This window comes from Aliidiomarina iranensis (assembly GCF_003987135.1).
Lineage (GTDB): Bacteria > Pseudomonadota > Gammaproteobacteria > Enterobacterales > Alteromonadaceae > Aliidiomarina > Aliidiomarina iranensis.
This window is the reverse complement of record NZ_PIPJ01000009.1, coordinates 62,041-88,790: the sequence shown is the minus strand read 5'-3', so window position 1 is coordinate 88,790 and position 26,750 is coordinate 62,041. Positions and strand designations below refer to the sequence as shown.

Genomic DNA, 26,750 nt, shown 5'->3' with positions numbered 1-26,750 from the left:
TGCTCCGTTAAATCAACGTTATTGTTGGGTAAGCGATACGGGTAAGCCATCACGCACTCGGATGGTGCCTTCAACGATAATGGTTTCACCTTCCGTAATGCCACTGGTTACTTCAACCCAACCGGGTAATCTGCGGCCTATGGTAATAGTTGTGCGAACTGCTCGCTCATCTTCAACTTTATAAACAAAGTGCTCATTTCGAATAGGGATAACTGCGCTTTCTGGAATCATTAGCGTGTGATCAACTCGGCGTTCCAGTTCAATTCGTAACAACATGCCAGGGCGTAACTCAAGGTTTTCGTTCTCAACCGCCGCACGCACCATAATGGAACGCGTTACTGGGTCAACGCGCGAGGCAACGCTCTCGATTTGGCCGGCAAACTCACGCCCCGGATAAGCTGCAGAGATGGCAGCCACGTTTTGGCCAGGTGATAAACTAGGTAGGTAGAGTTCCGGAACCGCAAAATCCACATAAATAGGTGAGATATCATCTAAAGTAGTGATCACATCACCTGGGCGCACTAGCTGCCCGGTGCTCACCTGGCGAGTACCTAAACGGCCGGCGAAAGGCGCATGAATGGTTAGTTCTTCCAAACGGCTGCGAGCTACCTCTAATTCCGCTTCTGTTTGCTGAACACGAACTTCTTGTTCTTCAATCATACTAAGAGATGCCGCATTTTCTTGGCCTAATTCTCGTAGGCGCTCAAGTTGTCGGCGGCCATCAGCTAAGCGGAATTCTAGCTCCTGAACTCGGGCCTGCTCTTCGCGATCCTGCAATGCAATGAGTAGTTGGCCTTCTTCAACATCTTCGCCATCGCTGAAGTAAATCTGTTTAACTGTTTGGCTTACACGCGCCATAACATCAACAGATTCTCGTGCTTGTGCGGTGCCTAAGCCCTCAATAACATCACGAAACTCCATCATCCGAGCTTGTGTGCCCACAACATTAGCCGCAGCAGCCGGACGCTCGGTAACAGTGGTATTGTTATCACCAAAATAGAGGTAGCCAACGATAACCGCTACGATAACAACAACAACGGAAAGAGGGGTGAAATAAGATCGCTTAGACATAGTGCTCCCGGCATTTCAATAATAATGCAAATACAACGTATGGGTATTGTATAGCAAAGGTGCCCGTTAGCTGGGCACCTTCAACGCTTATATATCGAAATTGGTCGCAAAAACGATCACTTGTGATAGTGCGGGCTCAGTTCATGCACTGCATTGATAAACGCCCCTGCATGTTCTGGGTTAACTTCCGGGTGAATTCCATGGCCTAAATTAAATACATGGCCCGAGCCTTTTCCATAACTATCGAGAATTATTTTCACTTCATCTCGAATTCGTTCTGGGCTTGCATACAATACGCTAGGGTCCATATTCCCTTGTAAGGCAACTTTGTTCCCTACTTTTGTCCGCGCTGTAGCCAAATCGGTTGTCCAATCCACACCAAGCGCATCACAGCCTGTTGCCGCCATAATATCTAACCACTGGCCACCATTTTTGGTGAATAAAGTAACCGGTACTTTGCGGCCATCGGCCTCGCGTGTTAAACCATCAACAATTTGAGCCATGTAACGCAGGGAAAATTCCTGATAATCCCGCGGTGATAAAACACCACCCCAAGTATCAAAAATCATTACCGATTGGGCACCGTTCGCGATTTGTGCATTTAAATACGAAGTTACCGATTGCGCCAGCTTATCCAGCAATTGATGCATAACTTGTGGTTCACGATACATCATCGCTTTTACCACTGAGAAATTCTTCGTGCTACCGCCTTCCACCATGTATGTTGCTAGTGTCCACGGGCTTCCCGAGAAACCAATCAGCGGAACATCACCGTTTAGTGCTTTGCGAATTGTGCTTACCGCTCTCATCACATAACCCAATTCATCTTCTGGGTCCGGCACGGGTAATTGCTCCACCGCACTTGCACTACGAATTGGGTTTTTGAACCGAGGCCCCTCCCCTTGCTCAAAATACAACCCAAGGCCCATGGCGTCCGGAATGGTAAGAATATCGGAGAACAAAATAGCCGCATCGAGAGGAAACCGCCGCAACGGTTGCAACGTTACTTCACAAGCAAGCTCAGCATTCCGGCATAGGCTCATAAAATCCCCTGCTTGCCCGCGCACCTCGCGATATTCTGGCAAATAACGGCCAGCTTGCCGCATCATCCAAATAGGGGTGCGGTCAACCGGTTGCTGCATCAGCGCTCGTAAATAACGATCGTTTTTTAACTCTTGCGTCATCTTCTCGTATTCCTTAATTTTCAATCCGCCAATTCTATCAGCCATGCGCTTTAACGTCAGCTATTACCTTAGCGATCAATTTTCCAGCTATGGTGCCCGGCGGTGGTATTTTCGGTAAATTATCGAGTTTAAACCAATCTCCGGCAATCAGTTCGCTTGGATCGAGCCGCAATTCACCGCCTGCGTAACGCGCCGTAAAACCTGCCATGAGCGAATGCGGGAAAGGCCAAGTTTGGCTAGCGATATACCGTAAATCAGTAACCTCAATGCCCGCCTCTTCCTTCACTTCCCGATGCAAACACTCTTCCAGTGATTCGCCACTTTCAACAAAGCCAGCGAGCACAGAATACAACCCTTCTGGATGGCGCACGCCTCGGGCTAGTAAAATTTCATCATCACGATAGATAGCTACAATAATGCAAGGTGAAATTCGCGGATAACACTGGAACTCGCACTCCGGGCAGATAACCGCTAGCTCATCTCTATCTTGCACTGTATGGCTACCGCATTTGCCACAAAATTGATGTGTGGTTAAGAAATGTTGAATTTGGCAAGCGCGCCCACCAAGTGCAAATAGCTCCGCATCAGAGCGCCCGAGGGTATTTCGTAACGGTTGCCATGCATAGCCATGCAACCTTAATTCAGGTTGCTTCTGCATGAGCATAAACGCGGGCTTACCGCGGTAATCACCAATTTTCGCCGTGTACTCAACCTCAGCACCCGGCACTTCATGGCTAGGCAAAAAAGGAATCGCATCCGCGTTGGGATTTTCAGCCACTAGAATTTGATTACCAGAAACAATGAACCACCAAACACTTTCATTAATTTGGGGAACAATATCGGGCTGAATCATGGTGTTTCCTTTTAGTTCATCGGTAGGCTATGTGGCGCCTAATTGCGGATATCCTGGGTGCTAAGCATACTCGCGGTAGCCCTATGGTAAAGCAAATATTACGCAAAATACGAACGAACCCCAATCCCCACCTGTAAAGTTTTATCAATAAATTTGATTTTCATTAAATTCTCGCAGTAAAGTGTAACTTCGTGCAGTGGCCGCTGCACGCATTCAAGGAGTTAGCATGTTAAGCCGAAATCAAGCAGCAAAAGAACAATGGGCTGGGTTACATCAAGCGTTGGATCGCTGGTTAGATGAACGCCAAGATCTATTAGTGCGTTATTGTAAATTAGCAGGCCTGCCACCATACAACAGCAAAACTGGGCAGCTACCAGCCGCTAATGATATTCGCGAGTTTTGCGAAGTACTGGTGGATTACGTATCTGCAGGGCATTTCGAGCTTTATGATCACATTTTAGAAGAGGCCAGTGCCCACAACCAATCTACCTTAGCCTTAGGGAAAAAGGTGTTTCCGCTTATTAGTGACACTACGGAAGTAGCTTTAAGTTTTCACGATACCTATGCCGAAGTAACCGATACCGATTCACTCCCTAAATTCACCTACGATTTATCGAATCTTGGTGAAGCATTGCAAAACCGATTAGAACTAGAAGATAAGCTAATTGCTCTGCTGGAAGAGCACGAAGTAATTGGTACAGAAGAATAAGCTCAGTTTCGATTTATTTAAAAAAACGGCTTCCCAAGGGAAGCCGTTTGCGTTTTATACTTGCTGAAATTTGCGCACAAACGTTGCGCGCAAATCCTTCTTATCGATCACCAGAATCTTCCGCACCAATATTTAGTACGGAAATGGTATTCGCTTCGATGTCTTCCCGTTGGAACCAGATTGGAGCCAACTGCGGCATATCAGAATATAACTCTGTTTGATCGATATAGTGTGGTGAACGAATATCAGAAGATTGTGAGTAGGTTAATAACCCGCGGCCAACAGGCCCCTCTTCCGTAAACTCCATCACAAACATCCAGCTTGAACCACTGGTGATATGGTAACCTTCTGGCGCAAGTTGAGTACCTGGCAAGCTAGGATAACGATGGCGCGGTAACAATGTGCCATCATCCGCGCCTTGCGAACGGAATACGTTAAAGCCACCTTCAATATTGTTTGCACCGCCCCAAGGCAACCGATTACCACTGGCCACACCGTTTGGTAAGCTGCGCTCAACAAACTGCACATCACCTAATGGGTCCATTACACTAAAGCCAGCTTGCTCAACGGTTTGCACAGCTTGTGCCAACAAACGCATAGCCGCTTCATTGTTACCCAAACCAGTAGGCGTGGTAAGTGGCTGTTGATAGTTGTATGGAATTGCCCATGTAGGGTTGCGGCTGAATTTTTCCGCAAACTCACGGAATACCACGGCACCCACACTATCTTTATCCATGCGGCCATCCCACATCGCCAGCGCAGCGCAGGCTTCAGAAACATCAACACTGGCCTCACCTACGGCTACCGGTGTTGCGCCCTGGGCACCACAAGCAGCCAGTAAACTTGGAAGTAATTCTTCGCCTAAAAAGGCGCGATTACTCAGCAGTGTTTCTTCTAGCTCAAGCAAGGTAATGCCACTCGATTCCAGCAACTTTTTCTGGCCCATACGTGAGCGCAGAGTTTGTTGGTCATTCACTGGGCCAAATAACAAGTAATCAAACTCATCATTGCTAACAATTGGCGCATCTGGATTCGTTAACCAAAAGCTATTGTTAGAGTTCTGAACGAAATCATTGCGGCGCAAACGCGGCGCACGTTCATTCGGAACCTTTCCTAACGGCCGAAAGATCTCACTATTCCCGGGCACCAAGGTAAAGGGTGCTTGCCCGCGAATAGCCAACAACGGTAGGCTTGTGCGAATGGTTTCGAGCACTTCCGGGCGCAAATCAGGCACCGAAGAACCATCAGTAAAGAAGGCATCACCATCTTTATCCACAACCATTGCATTATTGAAAATCAACCCCGTATATTTGCCGAAAAGTGATTCAACTTCATCAATATCTGAGGCTAAATTCAAGCCTAACCAATGATCTAAGATATCCCAATTCGGTAAATTGGCATCATGCAACGCAAAAGCCGATGTAGTGCCAACCAGATCCATTCCCCACTCGAAAGCACCTGGAATCGTCATTAACGGGCCAAATGAACTGTGATAAAAGGTTTTTTCCAGCGTAATGGAAGAATCAGGGCCAGTAGCAACCTGAATTTGGTAGGTTTCTGGCTCTATCTGTTGTGGCTCGCCATCTACTAAGTAAGTGAGGCCACTGGCATCATTCGGATCAAGCTCCAGTTGATACACAATAAACCGTTCTGCAGTTGAAAAGGTGTGAGTCCATGCCACATTTTCGTTATAGCCAATATTTACTACACCTGGCATACCCGATAACGAGCCACCAACAACTTTCATTTCTCCCGGAATCTCGATGCCAAAGCGCCAAAAACGCTGATTCCCAACATGGGGAAAGTGCGGATTTGCCAAGAGCATGCCTTGGCCGCTCGCTGTCATCTCACTACCCAGAGCCCAGCCGTTTGAACCCAGCTCAGAAGGGTTGATATCTGGCATGGAAACCGTAGAAGCATCAAACTTAGAAGCGAAGTTTGCGCCGGCGGTTGGCGTAGGTGTGAAATCTTCGCCTGGAGGCGCAGCAATAAACAGCGGTTGCAAGAAGTTTGCAGCACCGGGTAACAAGGCCACACCTAACGCATAAGTAAGCATATCTACATTAGTGATTGGCCGAACCCAAGCGCCACCAGCACATGGCGGTGCAATGTTCTCAACCCCTGTATCACTCAAGTATTTATTGTAGCCCGCAGCATAACCTTGTAACAAAGCTTGGCTCTGCGTACTTAGGTTACCAACATTTTCTTCGGCTAAGGCGCGAATGCCCAAAGCTTTATAGGTGAAATCGTTGATAACATTACCACTATCACCAGAGCCTAATACGGCATCGGGACCAAAATAAGCAGCGCGTTGTGAGTTGAACCGCACAATCTGATCTGCCAATACGCAAATGTTATCTTCCGCAAAGGCATAAGCCGTTCCGTAAGCGATACCCTCTAAACTATCGGAAGTAATGTAAGGTATACCAAAATCAGTGCGGCGAATTTCAGCACTCACTTCGCCAGGCGCATAACTGGTTACCGCAGGGAATTCATAATCACTTGCTACATCGGGGTAGGGTGGAACTGGCGGCGGCGTAGTTGCACTTGGTGGCGGCACTACTGTTGGTTCGCTGCTGGAAGAAGAATCCAAACAACCTGTTAGCGCGAGCGTACATGCAACAGCGAGTACACTTACACGCAGCCCACCACGCCCATTTAAGGCACGGCGTGCGGTGAAAACTAAGTTAGACATCGTAGTATCCTTGTTATTGTCATTATTTTTAGAGCCTGCCCACGCGAAGTAAGCGGCTCACTTCAGTATTAACGTGAACAAGAAAAAGGTCAAACCAGTTTTGGAAGTGCAGATAAAACAAAGGCTTCCAAATGGAAGCCTTTATGTACATAGATTCTTTATGATGATACTTATTCTTCTGGGTTGATGCTCAACAGCTCTACTTCAAAGATAAGTGTTGAATAGGGCTGAATTAAGCCATCTGCCCGCTCCGAGGCACCATAGGCAAGCTCAGCCGGAATAACGAAGCGATATTTAGCGCCTACCTGCATTAGCTGTAAGCCCTCGGTCCAACCCGGAATAACCCGATTCAAAGGAAAAGTTGTGGTTTCACCCCGGTCGTATGAACTATCAAAGATCTCACCAGAAATTAACGAACCTTGATAATGAACCTCTACACGATCTTGCGCAGTTGGGCGCTCACCATCACCTTCCCGCAAAACTTCGTACTGCAAACCAGAATCAGTAACCATCACCCCTTCACGGGCAGCATTTTGTTGCTGAAAACGCACACCAATCGCAAGGTTTTCCGACATTGGTTCATCCGCATTTTCGCTTGTTTGCGTTAAGGTATCGCGAATAATTTCCCATTGCTCATCAATTTCTTCATCCGTTAAGCGGCTTTCACCTGCCACTGAATCAGAGAAGCCAGCAATAACTGCCGCGCCCGTTAAGCCTTTCTCTTGATCAAGAAGTAAATCATGGATAGTGAGTACTTGCACACCCATGTAAGCGCCTAGGGTATATAACATCTCCCCTACTTCATCATCTTCAGCTGGGGTGTATTCCATAATTTCAGGTAAATCAGAAAGCATGTTCTCTTCAGTAATGCCACGGTTTTCTAATTCGAACTGGAAACGCTCCATTTCAGCACGTGGGCTTAAATGTAATAAATCAATAAAGCCGATTACCATGATATTTTGCTTTTCAGCGTTATCAAGATCGGGGAATTCTTCTAATACGTTATCAATAAGCTGTTGTGCTTCGCGCAAAGATGCCGCGCCAACCGCGTAAGAACGTAAATCTTGCTCATCACTTAGGTTCACCTCTTCCGGCGCTTGGCCACCACAGGCCACTAGGGCAACCGCTAAGGTTACAACCGAAAAGAATTTAATCATTAACTTCATGCATTTCTCCGCTATCATATAGATTCAACGCCGAACGCGGTAAAGTATGCGCACGCGATAAGTACACTATCATATACGGAAACAACCATGCATGACTATGGGGTATCGAAAGAATGACAGATTTTCCAGCTGAAACGCCGCAAAATAATGATTACGCTGGGTTAGAAAAGCGCATTGATGATCTTGAGAGCCAGCTCGCATTTCAAGAAGATACGATTAGTGAACTTAATGAATTAGTTACCGCTCAAAGCCAAGAATTACATCGTTTACAAAAGCATTTGGTGCTCGTAGCTGAACGCTTACAACAAATTCCCGAAAACCAAGATCAAACCGAAAGTGATGAAAGGCCACCGCATTATTAATTGCAAATCAGTACAGTGATAGCTGCGGTAAATAGGTGTGGGAAATAGGTGTGGTAAATAGGTGTGGTAAATAGCTGTGCTAAATAGTTGTGGTAAATAGCTGCGTTAAATAGCTACGTTAATAAGCGATTAACGAAAATGTATTTCGGAGTGGAATGCCTAACTGCCATTCACCACAAAATTAGAAGAGGAAGTTTCATGTCAGTACGTCATCCAATCATTGCTGTAACCGGCTCATCCGGCTCGGGAACCACTACAACAAGCCAAGCGGTTCGCCATATTTTCCGTTCGCTACGAGTAAATGCAGCCTTTGTTGAGGGTGATAGCTTTCATCGTTACACGCGGCCCGAAATGGATGTTGCTATTCGAAAAGCGCAAGAACAAGGCAAGCATATTAGTTATTTCGGCCCAGAAGCAAATGATTTACAAGCCTTAGAAAAACTTTTTAATACTTACGGCGAATCTGGCAATGGCGATTATCGCCGCTATCTGCATAGTTTTGATGATGCGGTTCCTTACAACCAAATGCCCGGCACCTTTACCCCGTGGGAAAAATTACCGAAAGATACTGATTTACTATTCTACGAAGGCTTACACGGTGCTGTTGCGGGTGAAGATTACGATGTAGCCAAACATGTTGATTTAATGATTGGCATGGTGCCGATTGTAAACCTGGAATGGATTCAAAAAATTATTCGCGACACCTCAGAGCGAGGGCATTCCCGTGAATCTGTTGCACAAAGTATTATCCGCAGTATGGACGATTATATTCACCATATCGTGCCGCAATTTTCACGAACTCATATTAATTTTCAGCGCGTACCCACGGTTGATACCTCGAACCCTTTCAGCGCGAAAGATATCCCCTCAATGGATGAAAGCTTTGTGGTTATTCGATTCCGAGGAATAACGGATGCCGATTTCCCCTATTATTTACAAATGATTGATGGGGCTTTTATGTCGCGTATAAACACCCTAGTAGTGCCTGGTGGTAAAATGGGATTAGCTATGGAGTTGATTTTAACCCCGTTAATAGAACGCTTGTTAGCGAAGCAGAAAAAAGCACTGAGCGGCGCCTAATAAGCGAACCGTCTCACGTGCTTTTTACTGGTTATGCCCCTTTTGCTGGTAAACACCGGCAACAAACTGTGCCGGTAACGACGATTGAGCCCCGAGCCAATAGCCAAACCAAGAGGCCGAGCCAAGAGCCAAGCCAAGAACTACACGGCCACAATCTCAAAGCTGTGAGTAATATTTACACTAGCACCCAGCATTATGGATACCGAGCAATATTTTTCAGCGCTTAATTTCACTGCACGCTCAACATGCTTCGGCGCTACCTCGGTTCCATACACTATAAAATGCATGTGAATATCCGTAAATACAGCGGGCACAGAATCCGCGCGCTTACCTTCAATCGCCACTTCGCAACGCTCAAAGCTTTGTTTTGCTTTTTCTAGAATACTCACCACATCAACCGACGAGCAGCTTCCTGCTGCCATGAGCACCATTTCCATTGGGCTTGCACCATTGGTTTTATCGCCGTCCATCGTTACGGCATGGCCGCTACCTGATGTGGCTTTAAATTGCATACCTTGCTGCCATTCAACTTGCGCATGCATGCTGTTTTTCCTAGTGCTGTTCGCCATCATTTATCCTTTACGTGAATATTTTACAGTTAAACAATTCAGTAGCGTTTTAACGGTTCATTTAGAACCGCAAACCTGGATTTAACGATTCAGGTAAATCAACCTTTTCGGCTTCTACCGAGGCTACCGGATAAGCACAGTAATCGGCTGCATAATAAGCGCTTGGCCGATGATTGCCACTTTCACCAATACCACCAAAAGGCGCTGCACTGCTCGCACCTGTGATGGGCTTATTCCAATTCACAATGCCTGCCCGAATATGGGTAAAGAAATGATCCCAATCACCGCGTTCATCGGCAAGTAAGCCGGCCGATAAGCCAAAGCGGGTATTATTTGCTTCTGCGATTGCCGCATCGAAATCGTTGTATCGATATACTTTTACCAAGGGGCCAAAGTGCTCTTCATCAGGCATTTCGTTGATGGCTGTGACATCTAAAATACCTGGTGTTACAAAACCTTTCTGAGTATCCGGCTGCGCCATTTTTAGTAATGATTTCGCGCCAGCTTCTAATAATTGCTCTTGCGCTGCAACCATACCTGATGCAGCTTTTGCCGAGATCATAGCACCCATAAACGGCTGCTCTTCGGCATCGTAATCACCTACTTGAATCTGCCCGGCTACCTCAATGAAGCGCGCTAAAATAGCATCGCCATTTTCGCTGTTCTCAATAAAGATGCGGCGTGAACAAGTGCAGCGTTGGCCACTGGTAATAAAAGCTGATTGCACCAAGTTGTGAACCGCAGCATCAATATCTTCAACACCTTTCACGATAAGGGCGTTATTGCCCCCCATTTCTAGCGCTAAAATTTTATCTGGGCGGCCACCAAACTGATCATGCAGCAGCTTGCCAGTTGTAGAAGAGCCGGTGAAGAACAAACCATCCATTTCTGGGTGCGAGGTAAGGGCTTTACCTGTTTCTACGAAACCCTGCACCAAGTTCAACACCCCGGCAGGTAAGCCCGCCTCTTCCCATAACTTCACGGTTTCTTCAGCAAAGTATGGGGTGAGTTCGCTGGGTTTGAACACCACAACATTGCCAGCAAGCAAGGCCGGAACAATATGGCCGTTAGGTAAGTGGCCAGGAAAATTATACGGGCCAAACACCGCCACCACACCATGCGGCTTATGGCGAATAAACGCTTTTGCGCCCGGCATTGGGTTTTCTACCGTGCCCGTGCGCTCATGATAAGCACGCTCAGAGATTGCAACTTTGCCTACCATAGCGCCAATTTCTGTGCGCGTTTCCCACAATGGTTTACCGGTATCTTTTGCGATAACTAAGGCCAAACGCTCTTTGTTCTCTTCCAGTAATTCAGAAAAGCGCTTGGCAATCGCCAAACGTTCGGCAAAACTTTTCCGCGACCAAGCTGGAAACGCTGCACGCGCAGCTTTCATGGCGGCATCAACTTGGCTCGTGCTGGCGGCACGGCCACGCCAAACTGTTTCGTTTTTTGCCGGGTCGGTGGAAATCATCTCCACACCTTCACCCGCAACCCATTCGCCATTAATCCATAAAGATTTTTCAGTAGAGCTCATTTCACATCCTCTCTGCTTTCCTCGAAAAGTTTTTCGAAGGTTATTCATCTTAATTGCTTTTGAAGTGCCTCTAAAGCGTCTCTAAAGAGCCATTAGAGTGCCTTTAGAGCGAAACAAGGCGCACTTGCTCATCTTCAGATACTTTAAGTGCATCAGCTTGCGCTTGCGTAAGTATTACGTGATCACCACAACAGGTAACATCGGCTTGGCAAGCGCGAAAATTAGCCACTTGGGTATTACATATCAGCATGGTTTCACTTACTTCAGGCTGCCCCACCTGCACTCTTAATAATCGGCTGTTACGCACTGAGCGAAGCTGGCTCACCTCGGCCTCTACGGTTGGGCCTGCATCAAAAATATCAACGTAGCCCCGATACCGGAACCCTTCCGATTGCAGCAGTTTCAGCGCAGGCAGGGTATTGCCATGCACTTTACCCACTACTTCTTGGGCGGCTTTATCCAGCATATTCACGTAAATCGGGAAACGCGGCATTAATTCTGCGATAAAGGTTTTTTCACCCACACCGGTAAGGTAATCCGCACTCGGGAAATCCATGGTAAAGAAGTGGCGCTCGAGCCAAGCCCAAAACGGCGAACGTCCAGCTTCATCGGAAACACCCCGCATTTCAGCAATTACCTGCTTAGCAAAACGTTCCTGAAACTGAGCCATAAAAAGCAAACGAAACTTTGAAAGCACCCGGCCGTTCCGATTTTTACGGTAGGGCTCACGCAGAAATAGCGTGCACAACTCACTTACCCCGGTGTAATCGTTACACAAGGTGAGCGTTTGCAGCGCGTTATAGATATTGTGCTTCGGCGAATGGTGTACCACTCTACCCAAGTGATAATGATAAAACGCGCTACTCAAGCCTACCGCCGCTTCAATGCCACTCACACCCACAATGTCGCCATTTTGCGTGTCTTCCATTACAAACAAATACCCTTCTTCACCCGGTTCTACAACCGAGCTTTTTGCGAAGGCTTCTTGAGCACGCTGAATGCGGCTACGCAAGAGCGTTTCATCAACCGGCAGCGAGGTGAACCCATGGCCTGATTCCACGGCACAGCTGTGTAGAGCCTCGTAATCGCCTTCAGCGATTGGCCGAATCACCAACATAAATAATCCTTAAATTTCGTTCACTTGTAATTGCACCATCGCGTTTTAGCTATTGGCTGCAACCACTTTCGCTACGGCTTCCTCAAAACGAGCCATACCCTGCGCAATGTCAGTTTCTGGAATCACCAGCGAAGGTGTAAAGCGAATCACGTCCATACCCGCCACAAGTACCATTACGCCAGCTTCTGCACCTGCTACTAAAAACTCACGGGCTTTGCCTTTGTATTTATCATTTAGAGCGGCACCTAACAGCAAGCCTTGGCCACGAATTTCTGCAAACACATCGTATTTTTCGTTAATTTTTTCTAAGGCCGCGCGGAACCATTGCTCACGCTCTTTCACACCATCAAGCACTTCTTTGGTGTTCACCACAGCCATTACAGCTTCGGCTACAGCACAGCCCAATGGGTTTCCACCATAAGTACTACCATGGGTACCCGGCTTCAAATGTGCAGCGATTTCCGCAGTAGTAAGCATGGCGCCAATTGGGAAACCGCCACCTAGTGCTTTTGCTGTAGTTAGAATATCGGGAGTGATACCTGTTTGCTCATAAGCATATAGGGTGCCGGTGCGGCCAAAGCCACTCTGCACTTCATCAAAAATAAGTACCGCATTGTGCTTATCACAGAGCTCACGCACACCTTTTAAGAATTCTTTCGTGCCCGGAACCACGCCACCTTCACCTTGTAACGGCTCAATCATCACCGCACAGGTTTTATCCGACATCACGGCGGCCAAGCTTTCCAGGTTATTAAATTCTACGTGTTGCACACCACCTGGCTTCGGTCCAAAGCCATCTGAGTAAGCTGCTTGGCCTCCCACAGTAACGGTAAAGAAGGTGCGGCCGTGGAAACCTTTATGAAAGGCGATAATTTCTTGTTTCTGCTCACCGTAGGTGTCGAGCGCATAACGGCGCGCAAGTTTAAGCGCAGCTTCGTTGGCTTCAGCACCTGAGTTTGCATAATAAACCCGCTCAGCGAAGGTGGCATCGGTAAGCTTTTTGGCTAAGCGCAATGCGGGCTCATTGGTTAGTACGTTACTTAGGTGCCACAGTTTATTGGCTTGTTCAGTAAGCGCATTCACCATCGCTGGATGGCAATGGCCTAAACAGCTTACGGCAATACCGCCGGCAAAATCGATATATTCACGATTATCTTGATCCCACACACGCGAGCCTTCGCCGCGCACAGGAATAATTGCTGCTGGGTTATAGTTTGGCACCATCACTTCATCAAACAGGGCGCGGGTAACTGGCATAGCATCAGACATTCAGAATCTCTCCTTTAACAGCGATTAGGCCTTACTTTTCATTTATTTCTTACTTGTGTTCTTACTTGTGTTCTTACTTGTGTTCTTACTTGTGTTCTTACTTGTACAGACAAGTGCATATGCTTCCTATTATGGCATGTTCAGGGGCAAATGTCTGTGCCTGCAAGGGCCTACGGAGAAAGGATTTTTCGATTAAAAATTAGTTTTGCGAATAAGCCGCATAAGTATGCAAAGTAGTATCATCTTGCGCAGAAGATTCAGAGCTATGGGTGAATTATTACTAATAGTTATTCTGTGGTTTAAATGTGAAATATTTTATGAACACCACTAAATCAGGGGTTAAATACCCCCTATTTCAACAACTACAGAATGGTAGGTAAGGTTTCACGCTCAGCATTTTCAAGAATTTGCAGTTGGGCCGGGGTTAAATCAGGCAGTAGTTTACAAAAATTCATGAGTACTTGATGGCCAAACTGGCTAAGCACCGATTCAGGATGAAATTGCACACCATAAATCGGCAGTTCACGGTGTTGCAAAGCCATAATTTCCGGGCTCATTCCAGGCTCAGCAACTCTTGCTGTAACCTGCAAACACTCAGGCATAGTGGCCTCGCGTAACACTAATGAGTGGTAACGCACTACATTAAAATATTCGGGAATATCGGCAAATAAGGCGCTACCTCCATGCTCTACTCGCGAGAGCTTACCGTGCATCACCTCTTCAGCACGCACAACTTCGGCGCCAAACACCTGCCCAATCGCTTGATGCCCCAAACACACACCAAGTATGGGTAACTCTCCGGCTAGCTGTTCAATGGCAGATAAACAAATACCCGCTTCGTTCGGAGTGCATGGGCCCGGCGAGATAATCAATGCAGCAGGCTGCAAGGCTCGAATATCCGCCACACTAAGCGCATCGTTACGTACCACTTTTACCGATTGGCCTAATTCTTCGAAGTAACGCACCAAGTTATGGGTGAATGAATCATAATTATCGAGCATTAATAACATTGTTAGTGCGCCATTTTACTTTGCAGCAACCAAACGCGAAAACTCTCAAGCACGCTTTCACGAAAATTTCGGCCTGCCAATCGTTGAACCCAACTGCCGAACTTAATCATCAGACAAGTTTTTTAATCGATGTTCCCAACGGCGTTTCGCAAAACGGCGCATATTCGGAATATCATCGGTTTCATCCATAATAGGCTGGCCAATAATAGTTTCCAGCACATCTTCCATCGTTACCACACCCAACCAAGTTCCATATTCATCGTATACTAAGCACATGTGCTGGCGCTCACGAATAAGCATTGCCATAAGCTCTTCAGCATTGATTTTCTCTGAAATTACTTTCACCGGTTTCATTAAATCGGCTACAACCGTTTCATGAGTAATGTTAAGCATATCGTAGCGGAAAATAATACCCAGTGGCTCTTCGTTATCGCCTAACACGGGATACCGCGAAAATTGCCCGGTTCGCACGCGTTCGGCAAAATCTGTTAGCGCTTCCTCGGGGCGCGCCGATTCACACACGGTTCTTGGCGTCATGATGTCGCGCACTTTGATATCATGTAAATCTAGGATATTGGCGATAACACGCTGCTCATCTTCATCCAATGTTTTCATTTCCCGGCCAAGAACTGTTAGCGCTTTTATTTCTTGGCGCAAATCATGATGATGGTGGCCGCCACCAAATACTTTCATGAGCTGATCCGAGAGCCAGATAAATGGTTTCAAGATAAGGATCATGGCATTCAAAGTGCTTGGCAAAATAGGCGCTAATTGTGGCCAATACCGTGCGCCAATAGTTTTCGGAATGATTTCAGATAACACCAAAATTAGAATGGTCATCACCGCTGAAGCTATACCTAAATAGCCATCGCCAAAAACAACCGTTACTTGTGCGCCTACACCGGTTGCACCAACGGTATGAGCAACTGTATTTAGAGTAAGAATAGCTGCAAGCGGCTGATCTATTTTATCTTTCAGGGTTTTAAGCTTTTCATACAGCTTTGGCCGTTCGGCTTTTTGCTGCGCAATAAAACTAGGCGTAATTGATAATAGTGCCGCCTCAAGAATAGAACAGATAAATGAAACAAGAATAGAGAGTAATGCAAACGCGATTAATAAACTCATGATTAGGTAATGCTAACCTCAATAATCAGCCCAAATGGCTGCTGTTATTTTACAATTAATAATGTAAAAATACATTTGCTTTCAAAAAAGATTAAGAGGCCTTAAATCGGCCTCATCACCACTGGTTGTTAAAATACCACAAACGCCAAGGTTACAATTTTTGCGTTCGCTCACATAACTTCTATACTCATTTATGTATGAAAAGTTCAAAGTAACTAATTTTCTTTTGTAAACGCCCACAGGAGGCACGTTGAATGCCAAACCAGCTTGGCAAAAAATCAACTCATGCCGCCGCATCGAACCAAACAAAATCTGCGCCTGCATCGAAAAAAAGCGAACAGCGATTCTATGAGCTGATTGAGAGCATGCCCATGGTTGCGGTTCAGGGCTATGATAAGCAGCGCCGAGTAATTTACTGGAACGATGCCAGCCGGGTTATCTATGGCTATACCCGTGAAGAAGCCGAAGAGCAATTACTAGAAGATTTGATTATTCCCACTCACATGCGCGAGCATGTAATAAATGCACATCAAAATTGGTTAGATAACAACATAAGCATTCCAGCGCAAGAACTCGAGTTACAGCATAAAGATGGCCATCTTGTACCGGTATTTTCCAGCCATGTCATGATTAAACAAGATACCGGCGAATGCGAAATGTTCTGCATCGATATAAGCTTGCAAGAACAAAAGAAAGCGCAAGATAAACTGCATTGGATGGCCAATTATGATGCTTTAACCGAGTTGCCTAATCGCCGATTAATGGAAATTGAGTTAGCAACACGAATTGCAGAAGCCAAACGCCGAGCGAACGGCGAAGTGGCTGTGGTTTTTATTGATTTAGATAACTTTAAAATCATCAATGATACTTTGGGCCACCACCGTGGCGATGAGCTTATCCGTGCGGTTGCCGCCAGCCTGCAAGCAGAAACCCGCAGCAGTGATTTCATAAGCCGTTTCGGGGGTGATGAGTTCGTACTCGTGCTAAATGATTATCATAGCTTTGAAGGTATTTCCGAGCTTTACCAACGCCTCAGCCAAGCGCTAGATGCCGGCTTTAAAATTAATGGGCTGTTGTACCAAGTAACTGCTAGTTTTGGTGTTAGTATTTTTCCCCACGATGGCCACACCGTTGGTGAATTATTGGGAAATGCCGATGCCGCCATGTATCAAGCCAAAGAAAAAGGTAAAAATAGCCTTTGCTTTTATACTTCCGATATCAATGATCGATTACAGCACTACCAAAATATTTCAGCTATCTTATACGATGCCCTTGCAGCAGACGGCCTATTCTTGCATTTTCAACCACAAATCGATTTGCAAGATCATCATATTCTCTCTTGCGAGGCACTCCTTCGTTGCCAAGATCGAAATGGTGAGCCCCTTTCCCCCGATGTTCTTATTCCCATTGCGGAAAAATCAGGCTTAATTAATCGCATTGGCGATTGGATTATTGAGGCGGCTTGTCAGCAACTGGTGAACTGGCAAGGTACTGCACTGGAAAAGGTTAGAATTGATATAAATCTATCGGGTAAGCAACTGACTAACCCAAATTTAGCAAAGCAAATTTTGAACTGCCTTTCCACTTATGGCTTAAAAACATCGCAACTTGGTGTGGAACTCACCGAGAACGAAGTTATCGGCAGTGATGAACTACAAATTGATCAGTTAAAGCAATTGAAAAATGCGGGTGTACATATTTCTATCGATGATTTTGGTACTGGCTATTCCTCACTTGTTTATCTCAGTAAGTTGCCGGTGTGTAGCCTGAAAATTGATCGGAGCTTTCTGGTACATGCTATGGAAAATGAAAGCGATATGGCCATCATGAAAGCCATTATTACCGTGGGGCACAGCCTCGGTTTGAGTGTAGTTGTTGAAGGGGTAGAAACCACCGAGCAAGATAGGTTGGTAAAATCATTAGGTTGCGATTTGGCTCAAGGCTACTTGTATGCGAGGCCAATGCCCGCGGGCGATATGCTGAAATATCTCACCAGTAACTAATTCAATAACTAATTCAATAACTAATTCAGTAACTAAATCAGTAGATAATAAAAGGCAGCGCAGCTTTTTAGTTTCAGGCTAGTTTCAGGCTCGGTTCAGGAGAGCTTCAGGCCGGCTGCCTTTCTATTTCAATTTACGTCAGTGCTTAGCGCGGTAATACAAAGCCTACCGCATCGTATACACGGCGAACGGTATCCGCAGCCACTTCACGCGCTTTATGAGCGCCTTTAGCAAGCACCGCGTTCATCATTACTTCATCGCTGCGAATTTCCTGAAAACGTTGCTGCATGGGTTCTAAAAAGGCTACTACGGCATCAGCCACATCACCTTTTAAATGGCCATACATTTTGCCTTCATATTCAGGCACCAACGAATCGATACTGCGGCCGGTAGCGCCCGAAAGCAAGGTGAGCAAGTTGGAAACGCCCGGCTTTTCTTCTGGGTTAAAGTAAATGCGAGCCTGCTCATCCGAATCGGTAACCGCGCGTTTTATCTTTTTCGCAATTTTCTTCGGTTCCTCTAACAACCCGATATAGTTGTTCGGGTTATCATCTGATTTCGACATCTTTTTGGTTGGATCTTGCAGGCTCATAATGCGCGCGCCATGCTGCGGAATAAATGGCTCAGGAACTTTGAATACATCACCATAAATATTATTGAAACGGGCGGCCACATCGCGTGCAAGCTCCAAATGCTGCTTCTGATCGTTACCCACAGGCACTTCATGGGCGTTATACAGCAAGATATCAGCTGCCATCAAAACCGGGTAAGTAAATAAACCCGCGTTCATATTCGATTCTTGTTTTTGCGATTTATCTTTGTATTGGGTCATGCGGTTAAGCTCACCCATTTGCGTGTAGCAATTTAAGATCCACGCCAGTTGTGAATGCTCTGGTACATGGGATTGCAAAAACAAAGTACTCCGCTCTGGATCAAGCCCACATGCCATATACAAAGCCAAGCCATCGAGTGTGGCGTTGCGCAGCGCCTGTGGATCTTGGCGCACGGTAATCGCGTGTAAATCAACCAGCATAAAGTGGCAATTATGGCTATCTTGCATACTCACCCACTGGCGCAATGCTCCCATATAATTCCCGATGGTTAATTGCCCAGAAGGCTGGCATCCACTTAATACTACTGGCTTAGTCATTTGTGTACCTACTTTTATTCGTTATGTGTGCGTTCTAATTTTTATACGGTGAAACTCACACTTACATGAATTTCATTCAGGTTTATTTATTCTTAAAATGAACAAAATTCATTTTAAAGAATTGGCTAGCTATGCTCGCGTGCTAGCAGCTAATTCTGCCCGCATTTTTTTAATCACTTCAGCATAATCGGGCTGATTAAAAATAGCGGAGCCGGCCACAAACATATCCGCACCGGCATCGGCAATTTCGCGAATATTATCTACTTTTACGCCACCATCAACTTCAAGCACAATATCTCGGCCACTCGCATCAATGCGTTTGCGCACTTCTCGCAGTTTATCTAGGGTTGTAGGAATAAAACTCTGGCCACCGAACCCTGGGTTCACCGACATCAGTAAAATCATATCCAGCTTATCCATAACGTAATCAAGATAATGTAGCGGCGTTGCAGGGTTAAACACCAGGCCCGCTTTACAGCCGGCATCTTTTATCAATTGTAAGGTGCGATCGATATGTACCGAGGCTTCCGGATGAAAAGTAATCATACTTGCCCCGGCATCTGCAAATTGTGGCACGAGAGCATCTACCGGATGCACCATTAAATGCACATCGATAGGTGCGGTAACTCCGTGTTTGCGCAGCGCCTCGCACACCATTGGGCCAATCGTAAGATTCGGCACAAAGTGATTATCCATCACATCAAAATGCACAACATCGGCACCCGCGGCGAGAACAGAATCAACCTCGTCACCCAAGCGAGCAAAATTGGCTGATAAAATAGAGGGTGCAATGAGAAATTCGGCCATGTGCAATTCCTTATCGGTGTAAGCGATGCAAATTAAGTTGCGCTAGTTTACCAACTCATAGCAATTCATTCACCTGAAAAAGCTTATTAGCCTTTTTACCCGTTTGCTGATAAATTACGCGGGTTGAAAATGTTAAAAAAATGCTAGCAATAAGTAACCAGCAAGAAGTGGCTAGTAATAAGAAGTATAGGAAGTTGATATGGTTAAATTATCGGTTGTTCTTGCAGGTATCGCCGTTGCTGGCATTATGTCGTGGCAAGTAGCAGCAAATCGGCCCGCCAATAATTGCAGTATAGATGTTGTAATTCCCGGTGAGCGCCAAGTTCTGCAACGCTTAGATTGTGCAGCAAGCCTGAACTGGATCGAATGGATATCAGGGAAGAGCCGTTCACCACAATTTCATTTTTTAGATTTACTTGAACTCATGTTCGGCGATAAAGGCGAAAAGCCGAATTCGCACACTTCTTTGCATATGAATCATTTGTTCCGTTAATAAAAATTACAGGCTACCTAAGGGAAACAACATGCATTCGGAACCTTCAGAGCACCAAAAACCGATGAGCAAAAAGCCAGAAAGCTCGGACGCTGATAAGCCTGGGCTTTGGGCAGTGATTATTAGCGTGCTTGCGGCTATGTTTGGTGTGCAAACAGAAGCAAACCGCAAACGTGATTTCTCCAGCGGCAACCCACTTCCCTACATCATTGTTTTTGTTGTTTTTCTTGTTCTTTTTGTACTGAGTATCGCCGGCATCGTGAGCTTGGTTATCGGGCTCTCCAGTTAAATTTATTCCATGGATAGAAAAAGCCTCAAGGAACCTTGAGGCTTTTTTGTGGTAAGAAGCAGCTCAAACACTCAGGTTTAGGCCGAAATTTTAGGAAGCAATATTTAGCCCCAGTGTTTGGGCCCTAGTGTTTGGGCATTAGTGCTTAGCTCGCAATACTTACGCCCTGCCCAAACGCTGTGCCCGAAACCTTGGGGTTAGGCTGCAATCCCCGAATGCCGAAGAAGTGGCGCGATATCAGGTTCGCGGCCACGGAAGGCCTTGAAGAGCGCCATAGCATCTTTACTGCCACCCATTTCCAAAATGTTTTCTAAAAAGGCTCGGCCCGTATCCGCATTAAAAATACCCTCTTCTTCAAACCGAGCAAACGCATCGGCAGAGAGCACTTCCGCCCATTTATAGCTGTAATAACCCGCCGCATAACCGCCGGCAAAGATATGCCCAAAACTATGTTGAAAGCGGTTGTAGGCCGGTGGTTTAACCACCGAAACTTGCGCTCGTACTGAATCTAGAATGCCTTGAATATCTACATCGGCGCCAGCTTGGTGAATTTGCATATCAAACAGGGAAAACTCGAGCTGACGCACCATTTGCATAGCCGCTTGGAAATTTCGGGCCGCCAACATGCGTTCTAGCAGATCCTGCGGCAAAGGCTCACCCGTTTCATAATGGCCAGAAATAAAGGCCAAGGCCTCAGGTTCCCAACACCAGTTTTCCAAGAATTGGCTAGGTAACTCTACCGCATCCCACGCCACACCATTGATCCCGGAAACACCTGCTACATCAATTTTTGTGAGCATATGATGCAAGCCGTGGCCGAACTCATGAAACAAGGTGATCACTTCATCGTGAGTAAACAGCGCCGGCTTATCGCCCACTGGTTTGTTAAAGTTACAGGTTAAATACGCCACGGGTAGCTGCAGTTGGCCATCTGGCAAGCGGCGGCGTACCGCGCAATCGGCCATCCAGGCACCACCACGCTTTTTCGCCCGCGCATAGAGATCAAGATAAAAGCTGGCACGGAGTTCTCCATACTTATCTTTGATTTCGAAATATTTCACTTGTGGGTGCCAAGTTTCCGCTTTAGCCTCTGAAATGCTAATGCCAAACAAGCGCTCTGCCACCGTGAATAGCCCTTGTACTACTTTGTGCTCTGGGAAATAAGGGCGAAGTTGCTCATCAGAAATATTGTACGAACTCTGTTTTAACTTTTCCGCATAATAAGGAATATCCCAAGCGTTCAGCTCGGTTAACCCATATTCTTTTTCCGCAAAGGCTCTGATCTCAGCGATCTCTGATTTTGCCTGCGGTAGCGAGCGCGTGGCGAGATCTTGCAAGAAGTTCACCACTTGCTCGGCGTTATCTGCCATTTTCGTAGCCAGCGACATATCTGCAAAATTCTCAAAATCCAGTAGCTGCGCCAATTCATGCCGCAACACGAGAATTTCCTGCATGATTTCAGTGTTATCAAATTTACCAGCATCAGGCCCTAGCTCTGAGGCTCGGGTTACATAGGCTTCGTACATGGTTTGCCGTAATTCACCATTATCGGCATACATCATAACCGGCAAGTAGCTTGGAATATCCATGGTAAACACCCAACCGCTAAGATCTTTTTCTTCAGCAGCTTCGCGCGCACCGGCAATCGCGCTCTCTGGTAAGCCCGCTAGTTGGTTTTCGTCAGTTACCTGCGTATACCAGCTATTTGTTGCATCAAGTACTTGGTTGCTAAACTGCGAACTCAGTTGTGAAAGCCGATTTTGAATTTCGCCATAGCGTTTTTTCGCCGCGTCTTCGAGGCCAACACCGGAAAGTTTAAAATCACGAATAGTTTCTGTAACTACACGTTGCTGTGCTTCACTTAACTGGGCAAATTCAGGGCTCGCCGCCAAAGCTTGATAAGCTTGGTAAAGCCCTTCGTGCTGGCCAACCCAAGTAGAATATTCAGAAAGTAATTCGAGGCAACCATCATGGGCTTCACGCAACGCCTCTTCACTCATTACCGCATTTAAATGGGAAATTGGCCCCCAAATCTTCGTAAGTTTATCGTCAGCATGCTCCAATGGCGCTACCAGCGTTTCCCAAGTTGGCGCCGTTTGCCCTACCACCGCCTCAATCGCTTGCCGACATTCAGAAATACCAGCCTCTACAGCGGGCCGCACATGTTCTGCTTTTATTTTCGAAAATGGCGGATTAGTGAAATCACCGAGCAGCGGGTTGCTTGCATTCATTGTCATTTGGGTTTCCTTTTCTTCAATTCGGAAATCGCTGTGCGCTTCTGATTCAAAGCACAAACAGCTTTCTGTATAAGCTATTAATGCGGCCGTAATGCCTCAGTTTCAAGGCCAAAGTATGAGTTCAACGCTTTTATTAGGCTTTATTCCTACGCAAAAACCGATACAATCGATTGAAATAACTGTTCGGTTTTTTTAATAACGAACAAGCAACGGAAACCTATCATGAAATCAACCAAAATAATGGCCTTTGCCGCAAGTGTGAGTATGCTGCTAAGCGCTTGCGTGAGCAGCCCGGACCTCCCCTCACCACGCGGGCAAGCAAGCCCAATGCCAGCCGATACAACCTTTTCACTTGCCGATATTTACGCAAGCGATATGTTTAGCGCAAAGAGTTTCCCAACTACCCGTTGGTTAGCCGATGGTTCCGGCTACACCACACTGGAAGAAGCTGAAAATGGCGGCCGGGATATTGTGCGCTATCACCCCGAAACCGGAGAACGCACGGTGCTAGTGCATGCTGCACAACTTCAGCCCGAGGGTGCAGAGGAACCTTTGTACATTGCTAATTACGAATGGTCGGAAGATGGTAAGCAATTGCTTATTTTCACCAACACGAAGCGTTCTTGGCGCACGCACACCTTAGGCGATTACTGGGTGTTGAACTTGGACAACGGCCACTTAGTGCAGCTCGGTTCTGATTTTCCAGAATCTACCTTACAGTTTGCCAAGTTTGATCCTGCCGGTAGCCGCGTTGCTTATGTAATGCAAAACAATATTTATGTACAAGATTTAGCATCCTTAGATATTACCCAAATTACCAGCGATGGCAGCAGCACCATTATTAATGGCACCTTTGATTGGGTGAACGAAGAAGAATTCTCGTTACGCGATGGTTTCCGTTGGTCACCTGATGGCGAGCACATTGCTTACTGGCAGCTCGATACTAGCGGCGTGCCCATGTTCACTATGATTGATAACGTAAGCGAGCTTTATCCTACCCTCACTGAATTCCCTTACCCGAAGGTAGGCGAAACCAACTCCGAATTGCGTGTAGGTACTATCTCTGCCAACGGTGGTGATACTACGTGGGTGCAATTGCCAGGCGATCCGCGGCAACACTACATTGTGCGCATGGAATGGGCGGGCAACAGCGATGAGCTAATGATTCAGCACATGAACCGCGCCCAAAATAACATGCAATTTTGGTTAGCTGAACGCGCTACCGGTGAAGCGGTTTCCCTGATTACAGAGCAAAGTAATGCATGGGTTGAGCAGGTAGATGATGTTCGTTTCTTCCGCGATGGCCAAAGTTTTTTATGGCAAAGCGAGCGCTCCGGTTACCGCCATTTATATCGTTTCGACCGCGATGGCAATGGCCTAACACCGTTAACGGAGGGCGATTACGATATCGTACAAATGCTAGAAATCGTAGCTGATGAACAAGGCAATGGTTATGCCTGGTTTATCGCTTCGCCAGAAAACCCGCTGCAACGCTATTTATTCCGCGTTGATTTAAGCGGTGAAACGCCCGCTGAGCGCATTACCCCGCAAGATTGGCCGGGTTACCACGGTTACGCTGTATCTCGCGATGGCCGCTTTGCTTTGCACACGGTAACCCGCATGGGTGTTCCAAGTGAAACTCGGATGGTGCGTTTACCCGACCACAGCGTGGTGAGTGAGCTTGAAATGAACAGCGAGCTAAAAGAAGTTCTGGCGGAAAAACTTACAGCCGATGTTGAGTTTTTCCAAGTTGAAGCTCGCGATGGCCTCGTGCTGGATGGCTACGTAAAACGCCCAGCTGATTTTGATCCGAGTAAAAAATACCCACTCATCATGTTTATCTATGGTGAACCTTGGGGGCAAACAGTAGCCGACCGCTGGTTGGGCCAAACTCACTTGTGGCACGATTACATGACGCAGTTAGGCTATGTGGTGGTTTCTATCGATAACCGCGGCACACGCTCACCGCGAGGGCAAGCATGGCGCCACTCAATATACATGCAATTAGGTATTATCACCGTGCGCGATCAAGCCGATGCACTTGATCAGATGCTTGCACGCTGGGATTGGATTGATGGTAACCGCGTGGGTATGTGGGGCCACAGTGGTGGCGGTTCGCAAACCTTGAATGCGTTGTTCCGTTACCCGGATAAATTCCATGCGGGCGTGGCATTAGCGCCGGTTCCAGATTTACGTTTATACGATACAATTTATCAAGAACGTTATTCTGGTTTGTTGCCTGAGGCTGCCGAAAGTTACGAGGAAACCTCCGCGGTTACTCATGCGGCGAACCTGCAAGGTAGCTTGTTACTGGTTCACGGTACCGCCGATGATAACGTGCATTATCAGGGTAGTGAGCGCTTACAAGATGAACTTATCAAGCACAACAAGCAGTTTCGTTTCATGAGCTACCCTAATCGTACTCATGGCATTCGTGAGGGTGAAGGCACAAGCTTACACCTACGCACTATGGTTACAGAGTTCTTTTGGGAAGCCCTACCGGTAGAATAAAGCCAAAGAAACTAAAAGCCATGCCCAAGTGCAAGATTGAAAAGAGCCCGAGCTATCCTAAGTTCGGGCTTTTTCGTTGCATTCCCCGGGTTTGGATAACTGGCGCATACTGGGTAAATAGTTCATGATACAAAATAGCTAGAATCGAAGGGAGCTTGTAGCCGGTGGAACTTATTTTTGAACAAATCCAAGTATTTTTAAATCAGCAAACTATTTCTGAATGGGTTGTATTGCTGTTATCAATTTTAGCTGCGCTCATCTCTAGGCGAGTTCTCTTACAAAAGCTCGGTGAGCGCGGCAACAACAGCCGCGGCTTACGGCTTTTTGCTATTCGCTCACTAGAACGCATCTTGTGGCCCGCGAGCATGCTAGTGGTACTTTGGCTCGGGCAACTTGTGGTGAATACGTATCAGTACGAAACCTTGTTACTTGATCTCGTAGTGCCACTCGTACTCTCGTTCGCTGCAATCCGATTTATAGTTTACTTTTTACGCAAAAGTTTGCGCGGCGGCGCATTTTTGAAAGCCTCAGAAAACTTTATCGCAGCAACGATTTGGCTTGTTGTTGGCTTGCATTTAACCGATTTGCTCCCGCAAGCCATGGCAGCTTTAGATTCTGTTGGCACCACCATCGGCTCATTTCGGCTTTCATTATTATCGGGCTTAAAGCTATCGATTTTAATTTTACTTGCACTCACAATTGCCGGCTGGTTATCGCACCTAGTTGAGGTGCGCTTAACAGAAAACAAAAGCATCAATGCCAGCGCTCGGGTTGGCTTAATTAAGTTTGTGAAATTCGCTGCGATTACCATCGCCTTACTTATCGTCCTTAGCTCTGTAGGTGTTGATTTATCAACCTTTGCGGTGTTTGGTGGCGCGTTGGGTGTCGGGTTAGGTTTTGGCCTGCAGCGAATTGCCGCGAATTTTATCAGTGGCTTTATTGTTATTATGGATCGCTCGGTTAAACCGGGGGATGTGGTAACTATTGGCACTGAGTTTGGCTGGGTGCAAGAGCTAAAATCTCGTTATATCGTGCTACGTAATCGTGCCGGTGTTGATACTCTGATTCCTAATGAAAACTTAATTACCTCAAACGTTATTAACTGGAGCTATGCCGACCGGAATGTGCGCATGGCTGTGCAAGTGGATATTGAATATAGTTGCGACCCTGAAAAAGCCATTGAGGTTATGTTGCCATGCGCTTTCGCTTCCGATCGGGTGTTGCGCGATCCCGCGCCAAACGTATTTTTGAAGGAGTTCGGCCCGAGCGGCATTACCATGGAACTTCGGTTCTGGATTAGTGATCCGGAAAGTGGTGTAGAACGGGTAAAATCACCCATTCGCGTGGCGATTTGGAAAGCCTTCCAAGAGCACGGTTTAACAATTCCTTTCCCACAGCGCGATTTACATTTAAAGAGTGTTGATTTTCGCGCCTTGCAGCAATTACAAGAGAAACTCGCAGAAGAAAACAACGCGATAGAAAAGAACATGGCTGAAAGAAAATAGAAAGTTCA

General features: G+C 46.5%; 22 protein-coding genes. 8 read left to right on the top strand and 14 right to left on the bottom strand.

Annotated elements, in window-relative coordinates:
- Window positions 1–18: 18 nt before the first annotated feature.
- From CWE08_RS10635 to nudC, 3 genes are all read right to left on the bottom strand, one after another.
- Window positions 19–1,071: an efflux RND transporter periplasmic adaptor subunit gene (locus tag CWE08_RS10635; protein WP_126768127.1), complete on the bottom strand. Its 1,053-nt coding sequence runs from the start codon at window positions 1,069–1,071 to the stop codon at window positions 19–21.
- A 116-nt stretch (window positions 1,072–1,187) separates the two neighbouring features.
- Window positions 1,188–2,255, bottom strand: a complete 1,068-nt coding sequence (gene hemE, locus CWE08_RS10630; RefSeq protein WP_126768126.1) for a uroporphyrinogen decarboxylase — start codon at window positions 2,253–2,255, stop codon at window positions 1,188–1,190.
- 37 nt (window positions 2,256–2,292) lie between these two features.
- On the bottom strand, window positions 2,293–3,108 hold the full coding sequence (gene nudC / locus CWE08_RS10625) for an NAD(+) diphosphatase (protein WP_126768124.1): 816 nt from the start codon (window positions 3,106–3,108) through the stop codon (window positions 2,293–2,295).
- A gap of 226 nt (window positions 3,109–3,334) precedes the next feature.
- On the opposite strand from nudC, the gene rsd reads away from it, so the two are divergent.
- Entirely contained in the window at window positions 3,335–3,817 is a 483-nt protein-coding gene (gene rsd, locus CWE08_RS10620; protein WP_126768123.1) for a sigma D regulator, read from the top strand.
- 100 nt (window positions 3,818–3,917) lie between these two features.
- Here rsd and CWE08_RS10615 read toward each other — a convergent pair whose 3' ends face one another.
- Window positions 3,918–6,512, bottom strand: coding sequence for a penicillin acylase family protein (locus tag CWE08_RS10615; RefSeq protein ID WP_126768121.1), 2,595 nt, complete (start codon window positions 6,510–6,512; stop codon window positions 3,918–3,920).
- 170 nt (window positions 6,513–6,682) lie between these two features.
- Window positions 6,683–7,678, bottom strand: coding sequence for a BamJ family beta-barrel-assembly machinery protein (locus CWE08_RS10610; RefSeq protein WP_198677160.1), 996 nt, complete (start codon window positions 7,676–7,678; stop codon window positions 6,683–6,685).
- 113 nt (window positions 7,679–7,791) lie between these two features.
- On the opposite strand from CWE08_RS10610, the gene CWE08_RS10605 reads away from it, so the two are divergent.
- Both CWE08_RS10605 and CWE08_RS10600 read left to right on the top strand, forming a co-directional pair.
- A complete protein-coding gene (locus CWE08_RS10605) occupies window positions 7,792–8,040 on the top strand; it encodes a SlyX family protein (RefSeq protein ID WP_126768118.1) in 249 nt (82 codons plus the stop codon).
- A gap of 198 nt (window positions 8,041–8,238) precedes the next feature.
- A complete protein-coding gene (locus CWE08_RS10600; RefSeq protein ID WP_126768117.1) occupies window positions 8,239–9,120 on the top strand; it encodes a phosphoribulokinase in 882 nt (293 codons plus the stop codon).
- A gap of 140 nt (window positions 9,121–9,260) precedes the next feature.
- On the opposite strand, the gene CWE08_RS10595 is transcribed toward CWE08_RS10600, so the two are convergent.
- The 6 genes from CWE08_RS10595 to CWE08_RS10570 all read right to left on the bottom strand — a co-directional run bounded on the left by CWE08_RS10595 (window position 9,261) and on the right by CWE08_RS10570 (window position 15,747).
- Window positions 9,261–9,662, bottom strand: a complete 402-nt coding sequence (locus CWE08_RS10595; protein ID WP_198677158.1) for an OsmC family protein — start codon at window positions 9,660–9,662, stop codon at window positions 9,261–9,263.
- Window positions 9,663–9,750: 88 nt separating this feature from the next.
- The gene (astD, locus tag CWE08_RS10590; RefSeq protein WP_126768113.1) at window positions 9,751–11,226 is read right to left on the bottom strand and encodes a succinylglutamate-semialdehyde dehydrogenase; all 1,476 of its coding nucleotides are present in this window, start codon (window positions 11,224–11,226) and stop codon (window positions 9,751–9,753) included.
- Window positions 11,227–11,329: 103 nt separating this feature from the next.
- The gene (gene astA, locus CWE08_RS10585) at window positions 11,330–12,343 is read right to left on the bottom strand and encodes an arginine N-succinyltransferase (RefSeq protein WP_126768112.1); all 1,014 of its coding nucleotides are present in this window, start codon (window positions 12,341–12,343) and stop codon (window positions 11,330–11,332) included.
- Window positions 12,344–12,388: 45 nt separating this feature from the next.
- On the bottom strand, window positions 12,389–13,600 hold the full coding sequence (locus CWE08_RS10580) for an aspartate aminotransferase family protein (protein ID WP_420837085.1): 1,212 nt from the start codon (window positions 13,598–13,600) through the stop codon (window positions 12,389–12,391).
- Between the two features lie 374 nt (window positions 13,601–13,974).
- Complete coding sequence (locus CWE08_RS10575; RefSeq protein WP_126768108.1) at window positions 13,975–14,622, bottom strand: anthranilate synthase component II; 648 nt, start codon at window positions 14,620–14,622, stop codon at window positions 13,975–13,977.
- 102 nt (window positions 14,623–14,724) lie between these two features.
- Window positions 14,725–15,747, bottom strand: a complete 1,023-nt coding sequence (locus CWE08_RS10570) for a CNNM domain-containing protein (RefSeq protein WP_126768107.1) — start codon at window positions 15,745–15,747, stop codon at window positions 14,725–14,727.
- Window positions 15,748–16,001: 254 nt separating this feature from the next.
- Between CWE08_RS10570 and CWE08_RS10565 the strand changes: the two genes are divergently transcribed.
- A complete protein-coding gene (locus CWE08_RS10565; protein ID WP_126768105.1) occupies window positions 16,002–17,750 on the top strand; it encodes a putative bifunctional diguanylate cyclase/phosphodiesterase in 1,749 nt (582 codons plus the stop codon).
- A gap of 145 nt (window positions 17,751–17,895) precedes the next feature.
- Here CWE08_RS10565 and trpS read toward each other — a convergent pair whose 3' ends face one another.
- Both trpS and rpe read right to left on the bottom strand, forming a co-directional pair.
- Window positions 17,896–18,900, bottom strand: a complete 1,005-nt coding sequence (trpS, locus tag CWE08_RS10560; protein WP_126768104.1) for a tryptophan--tRNA ligase — start codon at window positions 18,898–18,900, stop codon at window positions 17,896–17,898.
- Between the two features lie 129 nt (window positions 18,901–19,029).
- Window positions 19,030–19,707, bottom strand: coding sequence for a ribulose-phosphate 3-epimerase (gene rpe, locus CWE08_RS10555; RefSeq protein ID WP_126768102.1), 678 nt, complete (start codon window positions 19,705–19,707; stop codon window positions 19,030–19,032).
- Between the two features lie 199 nt (window positions 19,708–19,906).
- Between rpe and CWE08_RS10550 the strand changes: the two genes are divergently transcribed.
- Together CWE08_RS10550 and CWE08_RS10545 are read left to right on the top strand one after the other, a co-directional pair.
- Complete coding sequence (locus CWE08_RS10550; RefSeq protein WP_126768100.1) at window positions 19,907–20,200, top strand: hypothetical protein; 294 nt, start codon at window positions 19,907–19,909, stop codon at window positions 20,198–20,200.
- 31 nt (window positions 20,201–20,231) lie between these two features.
- Window positions 20,232–20,489, top strand: coding sequence for a DUF2970 domain-containing protein (locus CWE08_RS10545; protein ID WP_241973888.1), 258 nt, complete (start codon window positions 20,232–20,234; stop codon window positions 20,487–20,489).
- A 197-nt stretch (window positions 20,490–20,686) separates the two neighbouring features.
- Here the strand turns inward: CWE08_RS10545 and prlC are convergent, their stop codons facing one another.
- Complete coding sequence (gene prlC / locus CWE08_RS10540) at window positions 20,687–22,726, bottom strand: oligopeptidase A (protein ID WP_126768099.1); 2,040 nt, start codon at window positions 22,724–22,726, stop codon at window positions 20,687–20,689.
- Window positions 22,727–22,948: 222 nt separating this feature from the next.
- Between prlC and CWE08_RS10535 the strand changes: the two genes are divergently transcribed.
- Window positions 22,949–25,237: a S9 family peptidase gene (locus CWE08_RS10535; RefSeq protein WP_241973887.1), complete on the top strand. Its 2,289-nt coding sequence runs from the start codon at window positions 22,949–22,951 to the stop codon at window positions 25,235–25,237.
- 164 nt (window positions 25,238–25,401) lie between these two features.
- Complete coding sequence (locus CWE08_RS10530; RefSeq protein ID WP_126768096.1) at window positions 25,402–26,742, top strand: mechanosensitive ion channel family protein; 1,341 nt, start codon at window positions 25,402–25,404, stop codon at window positions 26,740–26,742.
- The last annotated feature ends 8 nt before the right edge of the window (window positions 26,743–26,750 follow it).